The organism is Gordonia sp. WA4-43, from assembly GCF_020520305.1.
GTDB classification, from domain to species: Bacteria; Actinomycetota; Actinomycetes; order Mycobacteriales; family Mycobacteriaceae; genus Gordonia; species Gordonia hongkongensis.
This window is the reverse complement of sequence record NZ_CP084736.1, coordinates 1-19,655: the sequence shown is the minus strand read 5'-3', so window position 1 is coordinate 19,655 and position 19,655 is coordinate 1. Positions and strand designations below refer to the sequence as shown.

General features: G+C 66.1%; 12 protein-coding genes, 2 rRNA genes and 1 other annotated feature. Of the genes, 6 read left to right on the top strand and 8 right to left on the bottom strand.

The features are described 5' to 3' along the window. The first annotated feature begins 79 nt into the window (after nucleotides 1-79). The 3 genes from LEL84_RS00070 (at nucleotide 80) to glgB (ending at nucleotide 6,570) form a co-directional block, all read left to right on the top strand. Nucleotides 80-2,176 (top strand): ATP-dependent DNA helicase, encoded by a 2,097-nt coding sequence (locus LEL84_RS00070; RefSeq protein ID WP_137810880.1) that lies wholly within the window; start codon nucleotides 80-82, stop codon nucleotides 2,174-2,176. A gap of 163 nt (nucleotides 2,177-2,339) precedes the next feature. Then, entirely contained in the window at nucleotides 2,340-4,340 is a 2,001-nt protein-coding gene (locus LEL84_RS00065) for a maltotransferase domain-containing protein (RefSeq protein ID WP_068971709.1), read from the top strand. Nucleotides 4,341-4,347: 7 nt separating this feature from the next. Then, a complete protein-coding gene (glgB, locus tag LEL84_RS00060; RefSeq protein ID WP_068971710.1) occupies nucleotides 4,348-6,570 on the top strand; it encodes a 1,4-alpha-glucan branching protein GlgB in 2,223 nt (740 codons plus the stop codon). A 74-nt stretch (nucleotides 6,571-6,644) separates the two neighbouring features. Here glgB and LEL84_RS00055 read toward each other — a convergent pair whose 3' ends face one another. The 4 genes from LEL84_RS00055 to LEL84_RS00040 all read right to left on the bottom strand — a co-directional run bounded on the left by LEL84_RS00055 (nucleotide 6,645) and on the right by LEL84_RS00040 (nucleotide 10,601). After that, a complete protein-coding gene (locus LEL84_RS00055) occupies nucleotides 6,645-7,601 on the bottom strand; it encodes a tetratricopeptide repeat protein (protein WP_189340122.1) in 957 nt (318 codons plus the stop codon). A 95-nt stretch (nucleotides 7,602-7,696) separates the two neighbouring features. After that, nucleotides 7,697-8,848 carry an MFS transporter gene (locus tag LEL84_RS00050; protein WP_171011699.1) on the bottom strand — a complete coding sequence of 384 codons (1,152 nt, stop codon included), beginning with the start codon at nucleotides 8,846-8,848 and terminating at the stop codon, nucleotides 7,697-7,699. A 92-nt stretch (nucleotides 8,849-8,940) separates the two neighbouring features. Beyond that, on the bottom strand, nucleotides 8,941-9,336 hold the full coding sequence (locus LEL84_RS00045) for a DUF3817 domain-containing protein (protein WP_226513019.1): 396 nt from the start codon (nucleotides 9,334-9,336) through the stop codon (nucleotides 8,941-8,943). Nucleotides 9,337-9,398: 62 nt separating this feature from the next. Continuing rightward, the gene (locus LEL84_RS00040; protein ID WP_226513018.1) at nucleotides 9,399-10,601 is read right to left on the bottom strand and encodes an acetyl-CoA C-acetyltransferase; all 1,203 of its coding nucleotides are present in this window, start codon (nucleotides 10,599-10,601) and stop codon (nucleotides 9,399-9,401) included. Between the two features lie 85 nt (nucleotides 10,602-10,686). On the opposite strand from LEL84_RS00040, the gene mce reads away from it, so the two are divergent. Both mce and LEL84_RS00030 read left to right on the top strand, forming a co-directional pair. Then, nucleotides 10,687-11,157 carry a methylmalonyl-CoA epimerase gene (gene mce / locus LEL84_RS00035; RefSeq protein WP_058249978.1) on the top strand — a complete coding sequence of 157 codons (471 nt, stop codon included), beginning with the start codon at nucleotides 10,687-10,689 and terminating at the stop codon, nucleotides 11,155-11,157. A gap of 152 nt (nucleotides 11,158-11,309) precedes the next feature. Further along, nucleotides 11,310-12,278, top strand: coding sequence for a hypothetical protein (locus LEL84_RS00030; protein ID WP_065629063.1), 969 nt, complete (start codon nucleotides 11,310-11,312; stop codon nucleotides 12,276-12,278). Between the two features lie 77 nt (nucleotides 12,279-12,355). On the opposite strand, the gene nucS is transcribed toward LEL84_RS00030, so the two are convergent. Next, nucleotides 12,356-13,039, bottom strand: coding sequence for an endonuclease NucS (gene nucS, locus LEL84_RS00025; protein ID WP_058249976.1), 684 nt, complete (start codon nucleotides 13,037-13,039; stop codon nucleotides 12,356-12,358). Between the two features lie 46 nt (nucleotides 13,040-13,085). Beyond that, nucleotides 13,086-14,519, bottom strand: coding sequence for a glutaminase A (gene glsA, locus LEL84_RS00020; RefSeq protein ID WP_226513017.1), 1,434 nt, complete (start codon nucleotides 14,517-14,519; stop codon nucleotides 13,086-13,088). Between the two features lie 90 nt (nucleotides 14,520-14,609). Here glsA and LEL84_RS00015 point away from each other — a divergent pair, with 90 nt between their 5' ends. Next, nucleotides 14,610-15,488, top strand: coding sequence for a universal stress protein (locus tag LEL84_RS00015; RefSeq protein ID WP_226513016.1), 879 nt, complete (start codon nucleotides 14,610-14,612; stop codon nucleotides 15,486-15,488). Between the two features lie 67 nt (nucleotides 15,489-15,555). Here LEL84_RS00015 and rrf read toward each other — a convergent pair. Continuing rightward, nucleotides 15,556-15,672 (bottom strand): 5S ribosomal RNA (gene rrf / locus LEL84_RS00010). A gap of 113 nt (nucleotides 15,673-15,785) precedes the next feature. Then, nucleotides 15,786-18,919 (bottom strand): 23S ribosomal RNA (locus tag LEL84_RS00005). A gap of 428 nt (nucleotides 18,920-19,347) precedes the next feature. Then, nucleotides 19,348-19,655: a sequence feature (16S ribosomal RNA rRNA prediction is too short), on the bottom strand.

Below are 19,655 nucleotides of genomic sequence, written 5' to 3'. Positions count from 1 at the left end.
CGACCGGGCCCGCGATACGTCTGAAAGAACACCGTTCCCGCGCACGGCGAACCCAGCAAGGACAACCGGAACACACCTCATGCCCAACACACCCCCGGTGACCGACCTTCTCGACGCGGCGGTCACCGCACTCGGCGGTCGCCGCCGCGACGGTCAGGTCGCGATGGCCTCCGCGGTGGCGCATGCCATCGACACCGGCGAGCATCTCGCGGTCCAGGCCGGCACCGGCACCGGCAAGTCGCTGGCCTACCTCGTGCCGGCCATCCGGCACGCCGTCGAGAGCGGCCGCACCGTCGTGGTGTCCACCGCGACGATCGCGTTGCAGCGCCAGCTCATCGAGCGCGATCTCCCCCGCCTGGCCAAGGCGCTGAAGAAGCCGATCGGCCGCGAGCCCACCTTCGCGATTCTCAAAGGGCGCGGAAACTATCTGTGCCTGAACAAGATCCACTCCGGTACCGCCGACGAGCCGGACACCGAGCTGTTCGACCCGTTCGAGCTGTCGCGCACCGGCCGGGAGGTCACGCGTCTGCGGGAGTGGAGCAGCGAGACCGAGACCGGCGACCGGGACGACCTCGTCCCCGGCGTCTCCGACCGGTCGTGGCGGCAGGTCAGCGTCACCGCCCGCGAGTGCCTGGGCGCGGCCAACTGCTCCTACGGCGAGGACTGCTTCGCCGAGCAGTCCCGCCGTCGGTCCGGGAAGGTCGACGTGGTGGTGACCAACCACGCGCTGCTGGCCATCAACGCCACGAGCCCGGCCAACGTCTTGCCCGAGCACGACGTCGTCGTCATCGACGAGGCCCACGAGCTCGTCGACCGGATGACGTCGGTGGCCACCGACGAACTGTCGGCGGCCTCGGTGGCGCTCGTCGCACGCCGGTGCGGGAAGCTCGTCGACGAGGAGACCGCCGACGCCCTCCTGGGCGCCGGTGAACAGCTGGGCGAATTGCTCGACAACGCGCCGATGCGCCAGTGGACCGGCCTGCCGTCCGACGCCACCGCTGTCCTCGTGATGCTGCGGGACCGGCTGTGGCAGGCGCGCACCGCGATCGGACCGGTACGGATGGCCGGCGCCGACGACGGCGCGACGGCCGCCCGCTCGGCGGCCCTGACCTCACTCGAGGACATGCACGACACCGTCGTCCGCGTACTCGGTGCGTTCGACGAACCCGACGAGGCGAAGCGGCGCGACGTCGTGTGGGCGTCACTGGACACCTCACGCCGCGGGGCCGAGCCCCGGCCCATCCTGCACATCGCACCCCTGTCGGTCGGCGGCCTGCTCCGGGCCTCCCTGTTCGGCGACGCCACGGTCATCCTGACCTCGGCGACCCTCACGATCGGCGGCTCCTTCGACGCCCTCGCCGCGACCTGGGGACTCCCGGCGTCGGGGCGCGGGACCGACCGTCCGGTGACAGACGAGACGAGCCCCGCAGCGGGGTCGAGCACAGCCGACGTCACCGCCAGCGGGAAGGCGGTCCCGTCCGATTCGGGTTCGGCACGCTGGACCGGCCTCGATGCCGGCTCGCCCTTCGACTATCCGCGGTCGGCGATCCTCTACGTCGCACGTCACCTCCCCCGACCCGACCGCTCGGGCATCTCGTCGCGGACGATGGACGAGATCGCCGAGCTCGTGAACTCCGCCGGCGGACGCACGCTCGGTCTGTTCTCCTCGATGCGCGCGGCGCGCGAAGCCGCCGACGCGATCCGCGACCGCACCGACCACCCGGTGCTGTGTCAGGGCGACGACACGACGTCCACCCTGGTCCGGCGGTTCGCCGACGACCCGGCGACCTGCCTGTTCGGCACCTTGTCCCTGTGGCAGGGGGTCGACGTGCCGGGCCCGTCGTTGAGCCTCGTGCTCATCGACCGCATCCCCTTCCCTCGTCCCGACGATCCGCTGCTGACCGCCCGGCAACGTGCGGTCGACGCGCGCGGCGGCAACGGATTCCTGTCGGTGGCGGCCAACCACGCCGCACTGTTGCTCGCCCAGGGCGCCGGCCGCCTGCTGCGTTCGGTCGACGACCGCGGGGTCGTCGCGGTCCTCGACTCCCGACTGGCCACGGCGGGGTACGGCGGCTATCTGCTCGCGTCCCTGCCCCCGATGTGGCGTACCACCGACCCCGCGGTCGTCCGTTCGGCCCTGGCGCGATTGACCGATCCCGCCCGTTCGGTGGGCTGACCTCGACCAACCCCGCCGCGCCCGGCCCGCCCGACACGGCGGGCGATCCATGACAAGACAATCCCGTCCGCGGGGCACTAGGTTGGGTACCGGTGATACCAACGAAGGCGAGACCGACAGCGCACCCCGGCCACTCACGGGAGCTGACGACAGGAGGCTCCACGTGATCGGGCGCATGGGTATCGACGACATCGCACCCCTTGTGTCAGCGGGCCAGCAACCTGCCAAAGCCGTTGTGGGAGAATACTTCCCGGTCAGCACCACGGCCTGGCGCGAAGGACACGACGCGCTCGGCGTCACACTGCACGTCGAGGCTCCGCGACGCGGGCCGTTCGATGTCCGGATGGTTCCCGCGCCGGAACCGGACACCTTCAACGCAGCCTTCGTCCCCGACGCCGTCGGATTCTGGTCGTACCGGATCGAGGCCTGGAGCGACCCGTACGCCACGTGGCGTTCGGCCGTTCTGAAGAAGCTCGACGCCGGGCAGGGCGCCGCCGACCTCGCCAACGACATCGAGACCGGCGCGCGGGTACTGGACACCGCAGCCGACCTGGTCGCCGGTGATGACCGAGAACTCCTGCTCGACGCCGCGCGCCAGCTCCGCGCACGTCGTCGCCGTGTCGAGAACCGGGTGGGTCTGGCGGTCTCCGACGAGGTCGTCGAACTGCTGACCGCCCATCCCGTCCGGGAGCTCGTCACCAAGAGTCGTACCTACCGGGTGTGGGTCGATCGCAAGCGCGCACTGTTCGGCTCGTGGTACGAACTGTTCCCGCGCTCGACCGGCGGCTGGGACGGTGAGGGCAATCCCGTCCACGGCACGTTCCTCACCGCCGCCCAGGATCTGCCGCGCGTCGCGGACATGGGCTTCGATGTCGTCTACCTGCCGCCGATCCACCCGATCGGCGAGATCAACCGCAAGGGCCCCAACAACACCCTCGTCGCGGGACCCGAGGATGTCGGTTCGCCGTGGGCCATCGGATCATCCGACGGCGGGCACGACGCCATCCATCCCCTGCTCGGCACCGAGGAGGACTTCGAGTACTTCGTCGGCCGGGCTCGCGAACTCGGCCTCGAGGTCGCGCTCGATCTGGCCCTGCAGTGCGCACCGGATCATCCGTGGGCGCTCGAGCATCCGGAGTGGTTCACCACCCAGCCCGACGGCACCATCGCCTTCGCGGAGAACCCGCCGAAGAAGTACCAGGACATCTACCCACTGAACTTCGACAACGACCGCAACGGCATCTACCGCGCGGTCCTCAAGGTCGTCCTGCACTGGGTCGGGCTCGGAGTCGACATCTTCCGCGTCGACAATCCGCACACCAAGCCGCCGAACTTCTGGGAGTGGCTGATCAGTGAGGTGAAGAAGCGGCACCCCGACGTGCTGTTCCTCTCCGAGTCCTTCACCCGGCCGGCGCGGCTCTACGGCCTCGCGCGGCTCGGCTTCAGCCAGAGCTACACCTACTTCACCTGGAAGACGCTGAAGTGGGAGCTCGAGCAGTTCGGCCGGGAGATCGCCGACCACGCCGACGAGGCCCGCCCCAACCTCTTCGTCAACACCCCCGACATCCTGCACGAGAGTCTTCAGCACGGCGGTCCGGGCATGTTCGCACTGCGCGCCGCGCTCGCCGCGACCCTGGCCCCGACGTGGGGTGTCTACAGCGGATACGAGCTGTACGAGCACGTCGCCGTGACCGAGGGCAGCGAGGAGTACCTCAACTCGGAGAAGTACGAGCTGCGGCCCCGTGACTACAAGGCGGCGGCGAGCCGCGGCGAGTCGCTCGAGCCGTGGATCACCTCGCTGAACGAGATCCGGCGCCGGCACCCCGCACTGCAGCAGCTGCGCAACATCCATTTCCACCATGTCGACAACCCGTCGCTGATCGCCTACTCGAAGATCGACCCGGTGTCGGGCGACCGGGTCATCGTGGTGATCAACCTGAACCCGTTCGGCCCCGAGGACTCCACGGTGTGGCTCGACCTGCCGAAGCTCGGCTTCGAGTGGTACGACCGCTTCCCCGTCCGCGACGAGGTCTCCGGCGAGGAGTACTGGTGGGGCCAGGACAACTACGTCCGGCTCGAGCCATGGCGGGCGGTGGCGCACATCCTCGCCCTACCGCCCCTCGAACCTGTTGCCGCACAACAGCTCGCCTATCGGATCCAGTGAGGTATCAGTGACCGATCGCACCGATCCGCCAGACCTGCCCGACCCCTACGCCACCGACCACGACCTCCGTCGGCTCGCGGCGCAGACCCATCCCGATCCACACGCCTTCCTCGGCGCCCACGACGCGCCCGGCGGCGCGACGATCCTGCGCACCCTGCGCCCGAACGCGATCTCGGTGTCGGCGGTCATCGGCGGTGTCGATCATCCGATGACCCGCCAGACCGACGACCTCTGGGTGGTCACCGTACCGATGGCCGACCTCATGGATTACCGGTACCGCGTCGTCTACCCCGATTCGAGTGGCGGCACCTCGGAATTCGTCGTCGCCGACGGTTACCGGTTCCTGCCGAGCCTCGGCGACGTCGACATCCATCTGTTCAGCGAGGGCCGCCACGAGGAACTGTGGAACGCCCTCGGTGCGCGGGTCACGTCGTACACGACCACCGACGGCGAGGTGCACGGCACCGCCTTCTCCGTGTGGGCGCCGAATGCCCACGGTGTCACCGTGATCGGCGATTTCGATGACTGGACCGGGCGGGTTGCACCGATGCGCAAGGTCGGGGTCAGCGGCGTGTGGGAGGTCTTCATCCCCGACGTCGGCGACGGGACCCACTACAAGTTCCGCGTCCATGGCGCCGACGGCGTCATCCGCGACAAGGCCGACCCCATGGCCTTCCGCACCAGCACGCCCCCGGCAACCGCGTCCCGGGTCACCGTGTCCGAGCACGTCTGGACCGACGACGCGTGGATCGCGCGCCGGGAACGGTCCGCGCCCGAACGTGAGCCGATGAGCGTCTACGAGGTCCACCTCGCCTCCTGGCGTCAGGGCCTCGGCTACCGCGAACTCGCGCACGAGCTGGCCGATTACGCCGTCGAGAAGGGCTTCACCCACGTCGAGTTCCTGCCCGTCGCCGAGCACCCGTTCGGCGGCTCCTGGGGTTACCAGGTCACGTCGTACTACGCGCCGACGGCACGCTTCGGAACGCCCGACGACTTCCGCTACCTCGTCGACCACCTCCACTCCCGGGACATCGCCGTGATCGTCGACTGGGTGCCGGCCCACTTCCCCAAGGACGACTGGGCGCTCGCCCGATTCGACGGCACCCCGCTGTACGAGCACGCCGATCCGATGCGCGGCGAGCAGCTCGACTGGGGCACCTACGTCTTCGATTTCGGCCGGCACGAGGTCCGCAACTTCCTCGTCGCGAACGCCCTGTTCTGGTTCAGCGAGTTCCACATCGACGGTCTCCGCGTCGACGCGGTGGCCTCGATGCTCTACCTGGACTACTCACGACCGGCCGGGCAATGGCGCCCCAATGTGCACGGCGGTCGTGAGAACCTGGAGGCGGTGCAGTTCCTCCAGGAGACCAATGCGACTGTGCACAAACATTTCCCGGGCGTGATCACGGTGGCCGAGGAGTCGACCGCATGGCCGGGCGTGACCCGCATGACCGATCTCGGCGGGCTGGGCTTCAGCTTCAAGTGGAACATGGGCTGGATGCACGACACCCTCGACTACCTGTCCCGCGATCAGATCCACCGCAGCTTCCACCACCACGAGATCACCTTCTCGCTGGTGTACGCGTGGAGCGAGAATTTCGTGCTGCCGCTCTCCCACGACGAGGTCGTACACGGCAAGGGCACCCTGTGGACGCGCATGCCGGGCGATTCGTTCGCCAAGGCCGCGGGAGTGCGCGTCTACCTCGCCTACATGTGGTCCCACCCCGGCAAGCAACTGCTGTTCATGGGACAGGAGTTCGGGCAGACCGGCGAATGGGCCGACAACCGGAGCCTGGACTGGCATCAGCTGGAGGGCTGGGAGGGCGAACTGCACTCCGGCATCTCGGCCCTCGTCACCGACCTGAACCGGATCTACCGGTCCCGGCCGGCGCTGTACACCCAGGACATCGATCCCCTGGGTTACGAGTGGATCGACGCCAACGACACCGCCAACAACGTCATCAGTTTCCTCCGGTACGGCGCCGACGGATCGGTCGTCGCGTGCCTGTTCAACCTGAGCGGCTCCGACCGCGCCGATTATCAGGTCGGGTTGCCCTCGGCCGGTGTCTGGGACGAGATCCTCAACACCGATGCCGACGCCTACAGCGGCGCCGGACGCGGCAACATGGGGTCGGTCACGGCGGACGGGCCGTCGTATCACGGACGTCCCGTGTCGGCTCGGGTCATGCTGCCCGCCAACTCGGCGATCTGGCTGGCGCCGCGGGAGTAGTGGTGTGTTTCGGAATCAGTCGCCTGGTTCCGAAACACACCACTCAGACTGCCCGCGGCAGTGGCCTCAACCCGTCAGTAGAGGGCGCTGGCGAGCTTGCGCCGGGCGCTCACGACGAACTGCTCGGCGGGATCGAAGAGTTCGAACAGCTCGAGCAGCCGGGTGCGCGCCCGGGTGCGCTCCTCCCCCGCGGTCACGCGCACGACATCGATGATGCGGTCGAACGCGGCTTCGGGCTGTTGGTTGAGCAGCAGGACGTCCGCGGCCGCGAGCTGCGCATCGACGTCACGCGGGGACGCCGTCTCCACGATGGCGGGATCGTGCGCCTGCGCCCGCAGGATGAACTCGAGGTTCCGCGCGGCGGACACCGCTTCGAGGTTCTCCGGCTCGGCCTCGGCGATCGCCCGGTAGTCGGCGAGTGCGCCGTCGAAGTCGCCGTCGTTCAGCTTCGTCTCGGCGGCGACCAGCCTCGGGTCCTCGGGCTCCGGCTCGGGTGCGGGCCCGTCGGGAACGCCCGGGAGGATGTCGCCGATCTGGGCGAAGATGTCGTCGATCCACTGGGTGATCTCGGCCTCGGAGCGCACCCCGTTGAAGGCGGTCACCGGCTGTCCCTGCACGATCGCGACGACCATCGGGATCGACTGCACCCGAAACGCCTGTGCGATACGGGGATTGGCGTCGACGTCGACCTTCGCCAGCACCCAGCGCCCGCCCGACTGCGCGGCGAGCCGTTCGAGGACCGGCGACAACTGCTTGCACGGCCCGCACCATTCCGCCCACAGGTCGATGACCACGAGCTGCTGCATCGACCGGTTGAGCACCTCGGCCTCGAACGTCTCCTCGGTGACGTCGAGGACCGCGGTCGCCGCGGTTCCCGCACCGGCGGCCGGCGATTGCCCGCCCTCGGCGGGCGGCTCACCGGGCGCGGCAGGTCGTGCTGCGGCCTGCGACTGGGCCCGTTGCGCTTGTGCGCGTTCGGCTTCGGCCCGCTCCTTGAGTACGCCGAGATCCACCGCGCCGGACATGGCCATGGCTGCTGCCGCCTGCTGTCGGGCCGCGGCGGCGGCCTGCTGACGATTGGTTGGTCGCGTCACCCCTCCAGTGTGTCACGACCGCCCACGCGGAATCAGATGACGTCGGGCGAACGCGTTCCGTCCGGTGCGGCGGTGCGCGTGCGGTCCGGACGAACGACCGGCGCGAGAAAGACGGCAAGGACGAGTGCCGCCACGGCCGCGAGCAACCCGGTGTTCAGCGAGGTCCGGCTGCTGATGAAGCCGACGACCGCGGGACCGGCGAGCATGCCGAGATAGCCGCATCCGACGACGGCGGAGATCGTCCGGCCGCTCGACTCCCCCGACAGATTGCCCGCCGCGGTGAAGATCTGCGGGATCAGCCCCGCCAGACCCAGTCCGAACACGCCCCATCCCACGATGGCGAGCGCGGGTACGGGCGAGAGCACCGCGATCAGGATCCCGGCGGTGCCGAGCAGGCCGCCGTAGCGGACGACCGCCACCGGACCCACCGACCCGACGACCGGGTCGATCACGAAGCGCGCAATGGTCATCGTCGCGCTGAACGCGCCGAACGCGATGGCGCCGACGGCTTCGGCGGAACCGAAGGTCTCGACCACGTGCAGTGCACTCCAGTCGTAGGCGGTGCCCTCGGCGAGCATGAGGGCGAACGCGACCACCGCCAGCAGCACCAGGCGGCGCCGGTCCACGGTGTGCCACCACTTCCCGGACGCGGGGCCGTCGGTGTCTGCACCGCGTGCACTCGCATCGTCGGTCCCCACCTCGTCACCGGCCAGACCGCGCGCGTTCCACGCCACGACGCCGATGCCGGCCGCCGCGGCGCAGGCCACGGTGAGGACGACACCGACGTCGGCCCACAGGGTTGCCGCGACCACTCCCGAACCCACGAGACTGCCCGCCGAGAAGAACCCGTGGAACGACGACATGATCGGTCGGCCGTAGGCCCGTTCGACCACGACCGCCTGCGCGTTCATCGACACGTCCAGGCAACCGTTGGCGAATCCGAAGGCGACGAGCGCGGCGGCGAGCGTCAGGGCGTCGGCGGCGAGCACCGGGGCGACGATGACCGCCGACAGCAGCAGCGCGGCACCGATCGTCACCGGGCGGGACCCCCGACGGTCGATCAGACGGCCGCAGACCTGCATGCCGACGAACGCCGACGCGCCGAGCAACAGCAACAGTCCGCCGAGTTGGTCGTGATCGACTCCGGTGCGCGCACTGATGACCGGGATGTGGGCCACCCACATCGCGGCGAGAAACCCGTTGAGCGCGAAGATCGCCCCGACGCTGCGACGGGAGCGCCGGAGCGTCGGGGCGATCGAAGGCGGGATCGGGGCGGTCAGGCCGTGGCCTGCCTGGGCGCGCGGTCGGTGGACAGTTCGGCGAGATGGCCGTTACGGCGCGCCCACCACTCGAACACGATCGTGCCGAACGGCGGGAGGCTCGAGACCAGCGCCAGCAGGGTGACGATCGGGATTCCGATCCGCCGCGAACCCACCGGCAGCTCCCACTTCACCGCGTTCCACTTGAGCTGCATCGCCGTGATCAGGGCGACGACCACGAAGATCACGAAGACGATCCCGTGGATCATGCCCGGCTTGGCGATGGCCTCGTCGTCGTCGTTGACCCGCTTGACGACCATGGCGACCAGCAGGACCGCCCAGGTGATCGCCTCGGCGACGGCGACGAACCGGAAGCGCTTGGCGGGAGTGGTCAGGTCGAAGAATGACAGCATGGCCCTCATTGTGCCGAATCGGACAGCAAACTACTACAAGATGTCGTAGACATCTCGTTCGTTCAGGACTTCGGAACCCGGATGATCAGCGCGTCACCCTGGCCGCCGGCTCCACAGAGCGCGGCTGCACCGACGCCACCGCCCCGCCGCTTGAGCTCGAGCGCGACATGCAGCGCGACGCGCGCCCCGGAGGTCCCGATCGGGTGTCCGACGGCGATCGCACCACCGTTGACATTGACGATCTCGGGATCGACGCCGAGCTGCTTGGTCGAGGACAGGCCGACCGCCGCGAAGGCCTCGTTGATCTCGATGAGGTCCAGGTCCGCGGGTGCGATGCCCTCGCGGTCACAGGCCTTGACGATCGCATTGGCCGGCTGCGCCTGCAGGCTGGAGTCCGGGCCGGCGACGACGCCGTGGGCGCCGATCTCGGCCAGCCACGTGACGCCCAGTTCCTCGGCCTTGGCCTTGCTCATCACCACGACGGCCGCCGCGCCGTCGGAGATCTGCGACGAGTTGCCCGCGGTGATCGTGCCGTCCTTGCGGAAGGCCGGCCGCAGCCCGGACAGCGACTCCACGGTGGTGTTGGCGCGAATCCCCTCGTCCTCGGCGAACTCGATCGGGTCGCCCTTACGCTGCGGGATGGACACCGGAACGACCTCGTCGTCGAAGACGCCGTTCTTCCACGCGGCTGCGGCGAGCCGGTGGCTCCGTGCCGCGAACTCGTCCTGTTGCTCACGGGTGAACCCGTCGGCGTCGTTGCCCTGCTCGGTCAGCGCCCCCATCGGCTGATCGGTGAAGGCGTCGAAGAGCCCGTCGAAAGCCATGTGGTCGACGAGTTCGGTGTTGCCGTACTTGAAGCCGCCGCGGCTGTTGGGCAGGAGATGGGGCGCCTGGGTCATCGACTCCTGGCCGCCGGCGACGACGACGTCGAACTCGCCGGCCCGGATGAGCTGATCGGCCAGCGCGATCGCGTCGATCCCCGACAGACACATCTTGTTGATGGTCAGGGTCGGGACGTCCCAGCCGATGCCGGCCTTGATCGCGGCCTGGCGGGCGGGCATCTGACCGGCCCCCGCGGTCAGCACCTGGCCCATGATCACGTACTCGACCTCTGATGCCGGAACGCCGGCCCGCTCGAGTGCGCCCTTGATGGCGACCGCGCCGAGATCGACCCCGCTGAAGTCCTTCAGGGAGCCCAGCAGGCGGCCGAAGGGGGTGCGTGCGCCGGCGACGATGACCGTGGTCTTGTCGGCAGTCGAAGTCATGAGGGAACCTCCGGGAAGTGTCTAGATAGGGGGCCAACCGAGCGCCCGCTCTGTGCGCCCAACACCTCAACGCTACCGTTGTCCCATGTCTTCCTCAGCAACGGACCCCAGCGCCACCGCACTCATCTCCGACCTGATCGTCGCCATCGATCACGTCGGCATCGCCGTCCCCGATCTCGACGCCGCCAAGGAGTGGTACGCCACCCACCTCGGGTTCGAGACGCTGCATCAGGAGACGAACGCCGAGCAGGGCGTCGAGGAGGCCATGGTCGGCCCGGCCGGCGGCACCGGTGCGGTCATCCAGTTGCTCGCCCCGCTCGACGAGTCGTCGACGATCGCCAAGTTCATCGACCGCAACGGTCCTGGGCTCCAGCAGCTCGCCGTGCGGGTGACCGACGTCGACGCGGTCACGGCCCGACTCACCGAAGCCGGCGTCCGGGTCCTCTATCCTGCCGCAAAGCGGGGCACCGCGGACTCCCGCATCAACTTCGTCCACCCCAAGGACGCGGGCGGCGTGCTGCTCGAACTCGTGGAACCCGCCGCCACCGCACACTGATCCGCCGCAACGGCCGAAAACCGTTGCGCCGCTAGCTGACTCGACATGCCGAGCCGGCCGCTCCCATCCGTGGACCGGCCGGCTCGGCACCTCCACGCACGGCGTCGCCGACGTCGAGGAGATCCCGCACTCTCTCCGATACACTGGCCGCCATGCCAGGTCCCGCACGGCAATTGCCCTTCGCGATCGTGATGCGCGGTTATGACCGTGAGCAGGTCGCCGATCACCTCCAGCGCCTCGACGCCGATCTGCGCGTCCTCGCCGCCGATCGCGACGCCGCCACCGCCAACGCACACGAACTCGCCGCGCATCTCGAGGACGCGCGCGACGAGATAGCCGAACTGCGCCGGGAGGTCGACAAGCTCTCGGTCCCGCCGACCACCGCGCAAGGGATGAGCGAGCGACTGTCGCGGATGCTGCAGCTGGCGTCCGACGAAGCGTCGGAGATGCGCGCCGAAGCGGCCGCCGAAGCCGCCGAGACGCTGTCCATCGCGCGCCAGGAGGCCGCCGACATGCGGTCGTCGGCCGCGGCCGACGCCGAGCGCGTCCGGGGCGAGGCACGCACGGCCGCGAAGAAGCTGGTCGACGAGGCCGCCGCCCGGGCACGGCAGGTCAAGGAGACCGCGGCCGCCAACGAGTCGGAGTCCGCCCGCCTCATCGCCGAGCGCACCGCCGCGATGGAGGCCGAACACACCAAGACCATGCAGGCCGCCAAGGACGAGGCCCGCCGAGTGGTGGAGAAGGCGAAAGCCGAGGTCGCCGAACTCGAGGCGGTCAGCGCCGCCGAACGCCGGGCCGAGCGGGAACGCCATGACGCCGAACTCGCCGATCAGCGCGAACGCGCACTCGACGAGGCGGCACACATCCGTCAGACCGCGCTCGACATCGCGACCGAACGACTCGATCGATCACGCGAACTCGCGCAGGCCGCTGACCGCACGCGTCAGGACATCGCCGCCAACCTCGGCCGGCTCCGCGAGGAGCTGGCCGAGTTGCCGGAACTGCTCGCCCAGCCCGACGACTCCGAGTACTCCGTGCTGTCCGACGCCGACGATCTCGACCTCCTGAACAGCAAGCTCTCGCCCGAGGCGCGGTCGCCGGAGGCCCGCTCCAACGCCTGACGGCCCTCCGCTAATCGAGCTTGTCCCCTCCGCTGGTTGAGCTTGTCCCCTCCGCTGGTTGAGCTTGTCGAAGCCCCTCAGAAGAGCCTGAACTCCGTGCTCTCCGCGCCGCGAAGCTCGTCGTAATCGAGCACCACGCAACGGATTCCGCGGTCCTCGGCCAGCGTGCGGGCCTGCGGCTTGATCTGCTGGGCGGCGAAGACGCCGGCCACCGGGGCAAGTGTGGTGTCGCGGTTGAGCAACTCGAGATACCGGGTGAGCTGCTCGACGCCGTCGATCTCCCCGCGCCGTTTGATCTCGACCGCCACCGTGGCACCCGATGCGTCCCGGCACAGCAGGTCCACCGGCCCGATCGCGGTCATGTACTCGCGGCGGATGAGCGTGTGACCCGGACCCAACGTCTCGACATGCTCGGCGAGCAGCTCCTGCAGGTGCGCCTCGACGCCGTCCTTGACGAGGCCGGGGTCGATGCCGAGGTCGTGCTGGGAGTCGTGCTCGATCGACGCGATGGTGATGCGGAGTTCCTCGCCCGCCTTGTTGGTGACGACCCAGTACGCCTCCGCCTGCGTGCCGTCGGGAACCTGCGCCTCGGTGAGCCAGCACGGCGGACTCATCCAGTTCAACGGCTTGTAGGCCCGGTCGTCGGCGTGCACGCTCACCGATCCGTCCGATTTGATCAGCAGCAACCGCCGGGCCATGGGCAGATGGGCGGTCAGCCGCCCGACGTAGTCGACCTGACACTCCGCGATGACGAGACGCACGTGCCCACCCTAGTGGTGTGTCCCGGGACCAGGCGGCGCGGCCCGCTCACTCGTCGTAGTAGTGCTTCAGCAGAAACGTCTCGGCGTCGACGACCGCGTCGTCCATCGTCGAGTGCACGTGCGGAAGCGCCGGGTCGAATCCCCGGAGTTCCGGCGGCGCATCGAGATCGGGCACCGCCGCGTCGTCACGGTGCCGATCGACGCTGGCGCGGACGACCCCGTCCGGGTCGACGAGCGCGGCCCGCCGGCCGCTGTCGTCCAGCAGCCGTTTGATGCTCAGCACCATCGTGCGTGCGACCGCGTCGATCACCCCGATGCGGGAGATCTCGACGATGACGACGGTGTATGCGTCGATGTCGGCCTCCAGTCGCCGCTGAACGCTCTCGGCGCCGGCGAAGGTCAAATCTCCCTGGAGTTCGTACACACGGATCCGGTCGCGACAGGTCCGCAGATAGCTGCGCTCCTGCTCGCCCCATTCCGCGCTGACGGGGGTGTCGGCGAGGTCGTAGACCGACCGAATCGTCACCCGACTCTCCCGTGTCACGTTGAACATGTGCAGGCCCAGATCGGTGGACAGATGCCGACACACGTCGACGCCGCGGACGCTGTTGCCGTGACCGTCGAGCCGCGGCGAGTACACGCCGATGCCGAGTTGCCCCGGCAGCACCGCGAGGATCCCGCCACCGACGCCGCTCTTCGCCGGCAGGCCGACGGAGGTGACCCAGTCCCCCGCGCCGTCGTACATCCCGCACGTCGTCATGACACTCAGCAACCGCTGCGCGGTCTCGTTGGAGAAGACCGTCCGACCCGTGCGGGGATTCATCCCGCCGTTCGCGATCGTCGCGCCGATCCCGGCCAGGTCGTCGGTCGTCACCCGAATCGAGCACTGTCGGTAGTAGAGGTCGAGAGCGGCGTCCGGGCTGGTCTCTAGAGCCCCGAAGCTGTCGAGCATGTAGGCGATCGCGCGGTTGCGCGAACCCGTCGCGGCCTCGGAGGCATAGACCCCCTCGTCCATCGTGAGGCGCCGTCCGGCACATCCGGAGTAGAACTCGAGCACCTCTCGGAAAGCGGCGTCGACCGCCGCCTCGTCCACGTCTCGGGTCGGCGGCAACAGCATCGATGCGGCGAAGATGGCCCCCGCATTGATCATCGGATTCTTCGGGCGTCGGCGCTCGTCCACGCTGATCTCGTTGAATGCCTCTCCGGACGGCTCGACGCCGATCTTCGCGTCGACCGCCGCGGTTCCGTGCTTCTTCAGGACCATCGCATAGGTGAGGGGCTTGGAGACCGACTGGATGGTGAACGCCGTCGCGGAGTCACCATGTGAGTAGGTGTGGCCGTCGTGCACGCACATCGACAGGCCGTAACCCTCGGGGTCGACGGCGGCCAGTTCCGGGATGTAGTCGGCGACATGACCGGACCGGTCCGAATGGCATTCGTCCATGATGTGGCTGAGGTAACCGTCGACGAGGGAGTCCATGACCCCATCTAAGCGTGTCCCCCGGCACCCCGTCGGAGATGACTAGGCTGGCGATGACCGGGGACCGAGACACCGACGCTGGGAGTACCGATGAAGCTGCTCGTCGCATACATCGCCACCTCGGGAGGCGACGACGCGGTCGCCCTCGGCGCATGCCTCGCGCGGACCTTCGACGCCGAACTCGAGCTCTGCATCGTCATCCCACCCGAGCCGGACAGCGCCGACCCGTCCGAACAGGTCTCGGTCGAACGCCTCGCCAACGCCCTGGACAGTGCGGCCCGCCGCTGGCTCGACGCCGCTGCCGCCAGACTCCCCGATGACATCGAGACCACCACGACGATCGCCGAACACGCCAACCCCGGGGAGGGTCTCGTCGTGCAGGCCCGGCGTACATCGGCGGACATGCTGATCATCGGCGGCGCAGGTGGCGGTATCCGCGGCCGGCACACACTCGGGACCGTGGTCAACGACATCTTGCATTCCGCATCGGTCCCGGTGGCGGTGGCGCCACCGGGGTTCGCGCATCTCGGGGCCGACGAGGTGCGAGAGATCTCGGTCGCGATCGGTAGCCGGCCAGGCACCCAGCTGTTGTTCCAGACGGCGTTGCGCAGCGGTGTCCGTGCACATCGGCCCATCCGGCTGATCTCGCTGGTGGCCGTCGACGACGTCCAACCCTGGCGCACCGAGCCGGAAGAACGGGCCCTCGACCACGCTCGCGAACACGCGCGACGCAGTCTCGAGGCGGCCAGAGAACAACTGCCACCGGACTTTCCGGTCAGCTCGGCGATCGCCCAGGGTTCGACCATCGAGGACGCAGTCGGCTCCCTGGACTGGCAGGACGGCGATGTGGTCATGGTCGGCTCCAGCCGGCTGGCGGCGCCCAACACGCTCTTCCTCGGCACAACCGCGGCGAAGATTCTTCGCACGGTGTCGGTTCCGATGATCGTCGTTCCGAAGGGCATCGACTGATCACGTCTCGACCTGGAAAAGCATTGTGGCCCCTCACGAATCGCAAGGGGCCACAATGGGATGTTGTGTTCGGCGGTGTCCTACTCTCCCACACTGATTAGGGTGCAGTACCATTGGCGCTGGAGGGCTTAGCTTCCGGGTTCGGAATGGGGCCGGGCGTTTCCCCTCCGCTATAGCCGCCGTAACTTTGTGAAACAACTGTCACACAACAGTGTTTATTTATCGTTGTGTGTTGTTTCAGAAGTACATAGTGGATGCGAACACACCAAAACCGTGTGTGGTGATGTTGTGGGTGTTGTTGGTAAGTCCTCGGCCGATTAGTACCAGTCACCTGAACACATTGCTGTGCGTACAGTTCTGGCCTATCAACCCCATGGTCTGTGGGGGGCCTTAACCCCGCGAAGGGGGTGAGAAACCTCATCTTGGAACAGGCTTCCCGCTTAGATGCTTTCAGCGGTTATCCCTTCCGAACGTAGCTAACCAGCAGTGCCCCTGGCGGGACAACTGGCACACCAGAGGTTCGTCCGTCCCGGTCCTCTCGTACTAGGGACAGGTTTCCTCAAGTTTCTTACGCGCGCGGCGGATAGAGACCGAACTGTCTCACGACGTTCTAAACCCAGCTCGCGTGCCGCTTTAATGGGCGAACAGCCCAACCCTTGGGACCTACTCCAGCCCCAGGATGCGACGAGCCGACATCGAGGTGCCAAACCATCCCGTCGATATGGACTCTTGGGGAAGATCAGCCTGTTATCCCCGGGGTACCTTTTATCCGTTGAGCGACACCGCTTCCACTTGCCGGTGCCGGATCACTAGTCCCGACTTTCGTCCCTGCTCGACATGTACGTCTCACAGTCAAGCTCCCTTGTGCACTTACACTCAACACCTGATTGCCAACCAGGCTGAGGGAACCTTTGGGCGCCTCCGTTACCTTTTAGGAGGCAACCGCCCCAGTTAAACTACCCACCAGGCACTGTCCCTGAACCCGATCAGGGTCCGAGGTTAGAAGTCCAATACGATCAGAGTGGTATTTCAACAACGACTCCATGAACACTGGCGTGCCCACTTCACAGTCTCCCACCTATCCTACACAAACCGAACCGAACACCAATACCAAGCTATAGTGAAGGTCCCGGGGTCTTTTCGTCCTGCCGCGCGTAACGAGCATCTTTACTCGTACTGCAATTTCGCCGAGTCTGTGGTTGAGACAGCAGAGAAGTCGTTACGCCATTCGTGCAGGTCGGAACTTACCCGACAAGGAATTTCGCTACCTTAGGATGGTTATAGTTACCACCGCCGTTTACTGGGGCTTAAATTCTCAGCTTCACCACCGAAGTGATTAACCGGTCCTCTTAACCTTCCAGCACCGGGCAGGCGTCAGTCCGTATACATCGTCTTACGACTTCGCACGGACCTGTGTTTTTAGTAAACAGTCGCTTCTCTCTGGTCTCTGCGACCCACACCAGCTCAGACCGAAAAGATCGTCACCAGGATGGGTCCCCCTTCTCCCGAAGTTACGGGGGCATTTTGCCGAGTTCCTTAACCACAGTTCTCTCGATCGCCTTAGTATTCTCTACCTGACCACCTGTGTTGGTTTGGGGTACGGGCCGTGTACCAACTCACTAGAGGCTTTTCTCGGCAGCATAGGATCATGGAATTCGCCACAACGGCTACGCATCACCTCTCAGGCTATGTGAGTGACGGATTTGCCTATCACTCGCCCTACAGGCTTACACCAGTACAACCACTGACTGGCCCCACTACCTTCCTGCGTCACCCCATCGCTTGCCTACTACCAGCCAAGGTCCCATGCATCACCCCACTCGGCACCCGAAGGTACTCCCGGGGGATCAGGATGGTTAGTACAACTGATTCAGCATGGGCGCGGATACACGGGTACGGGAATATCAACCCGTTGTCCATCGACTACGCCTGTCGGCCTCGCCTTAGGTCCCGACTCACCCTGGGCGGATTAGCCTGGCCCAGGAACCCTTGGTCATTCGGCGGCAGAGTTTCTCACTCTGCTTTCGCTACTCATGCCTGCATTCTCACTCCCACACCCTCCACACCTGGATCACTCCGGCGCTTCCACGGATGCAGGACGCTCCCCTACCCACCCACACACCTGGTCGACCCTCCGTAAAAGATCGACGGGCTAACGTGTGAGTGCCGCGGCTTCGGCGGTGTACTTGAGCCCCGCTACATTGTCGGCGCAGGATCACTTGACCAGTGAGCTATTACGCACTCTTTCAAGGGTGGCTGCTTCTAAGCCAACCTCCTGGTTGTCTTCGCGACCCCACATCCTTTTCCACTTAGTACACGCTTAGGGGCCTTAGCCGGCGATCTGGGCTGTTTCCCTCTCGACTACGAACCTTATCGCCCGCAGTCTCACTGCCACACTCTCACTTACCGGCATTCGGAGTTTGGCTGACGTCAGTAACCCTGTGGGGCCCATCGGCCATCCAGTAGCTCTACCTCCAGTAAGAAACATGTGACGCTGCACCTAAATGCATTTCGGGGAGAACCAGCTATCACGGAGTTTGATTGGCCTTTCACCCCTACCCACAACTCATCCCCTCCATTTTCAACTGAAGTGGGTTCGGGCCTCCACGACGTCTTACCGACGCTTCACCCTGGCCATGGGTAGATCACTCCGCTTCGGGTCTAGACCCGGCGACTCAAACGCCCTATTCAGACTCGCTTTCGCTACGGCTACCCCACACGGGTTAACCTCGCCACCGAGCACTAACTCGCAGGCTCATTCTTCAAAAGGCACGCCATCACCCGCAGCCACAAGGACTCACAGGCTTTGACGGATTGTAAGCGTCCGGTTTCAGGTACTATTTCACTCCCCTCCCGGGGTACTTTTCACCTTTCCCTCACGGTACTAGTCCGCTATCGGTCACCAGGAAGTATTCAGGCTTACCGGGTGGTCCCGGCAGATTCACAGCAGATTCCACGAGCCCGCTGCTACTTGGGGACACCGTCACGCAAGACCATGTGTTTTCAGCTACCGGACTCTCACCGACTACGGCAGACCATTCCAGGCCACTTCACCTAACACACAGCTTTTTGACTCACGCTTCCACAGGCAGATGGAAGAAGACGAACCCCACAACCCCACACACACAACCCCTACCCGGTATCACATGCGCATGGTTTAGCCTCCTCCGCTTTCGCTCGCCACTACTCACGGAATCACAATTGTTTTCTCTTCCTATGGGTACTGAGATGTTTCACTTCCCCACGTTCCCCCCACACAGCCTATACATTCAGCTGGTGGTAACACGACATCACTCGTGCTGGGTTTCCCCATTCGGACACCCTCGGATCACAGCTCGTTTGACAACTCCCCGAGGACTATCGCGGCCTACCACGTCCTTCATCGGCTCCTGGTACCAAGGCATCCACCGAACGCCCTTACACACTTACAACAACACCTACAAACAACCCCCCAACAAGAGGATCGAATGTAGACATCACAAAACACTACATTTCTGCTAAATCACAGACCAGCACTCCAACAACAGTCGAAGCATTGGTTTGAAATAAAAGATGCTCGCATCCACTATGCACTTCTCAAACAACACACACCATTCCACCTCCCACACCTCCGCACCCCATCACAGGGCACCTCAACAGCATGATCGGCCGAACAGCTAGGTCAGAGACAACACGCGTGTGTTCTCTCAGAACCCCGATAGCGTGACAATGAACCCGCCAGCCCTCACGGACCCGCGGTGACCCCCGATCCCTCTACCGGTGTAGAAGGTGGTGGGCCTGTCTGATGTTTCACCCTCGAACACACACCCACCGCACAGACATACGCCGGCAGAAATGGGTGATGTTGTGTGCTCCTTAGAAAGGAGGTGATCCAGCCGCACCTTCCGGTACGGCTACCTTGTTACGACTTCGTCCCAATCGCCGATCCCACCTTCGACAGCTCCCTCCCACAAGGGGTTAGGCCACCGGCTTCGGGTGTTACCGACTTTCATGACGTGACGGGCGGTGTGTACAAGGCCCGGGAACGTATTCACCGCAGCGTTGCTGATCTGCGATTACTAGCGACTCCGACTTCATGGGGTCGAGTTGCAGACCCCAATCCGAACTGAGACTGGCTTTAAGGGATTCGCTCCACCTCACGGTATCGCAGCCCTCTGTACCAGCCAT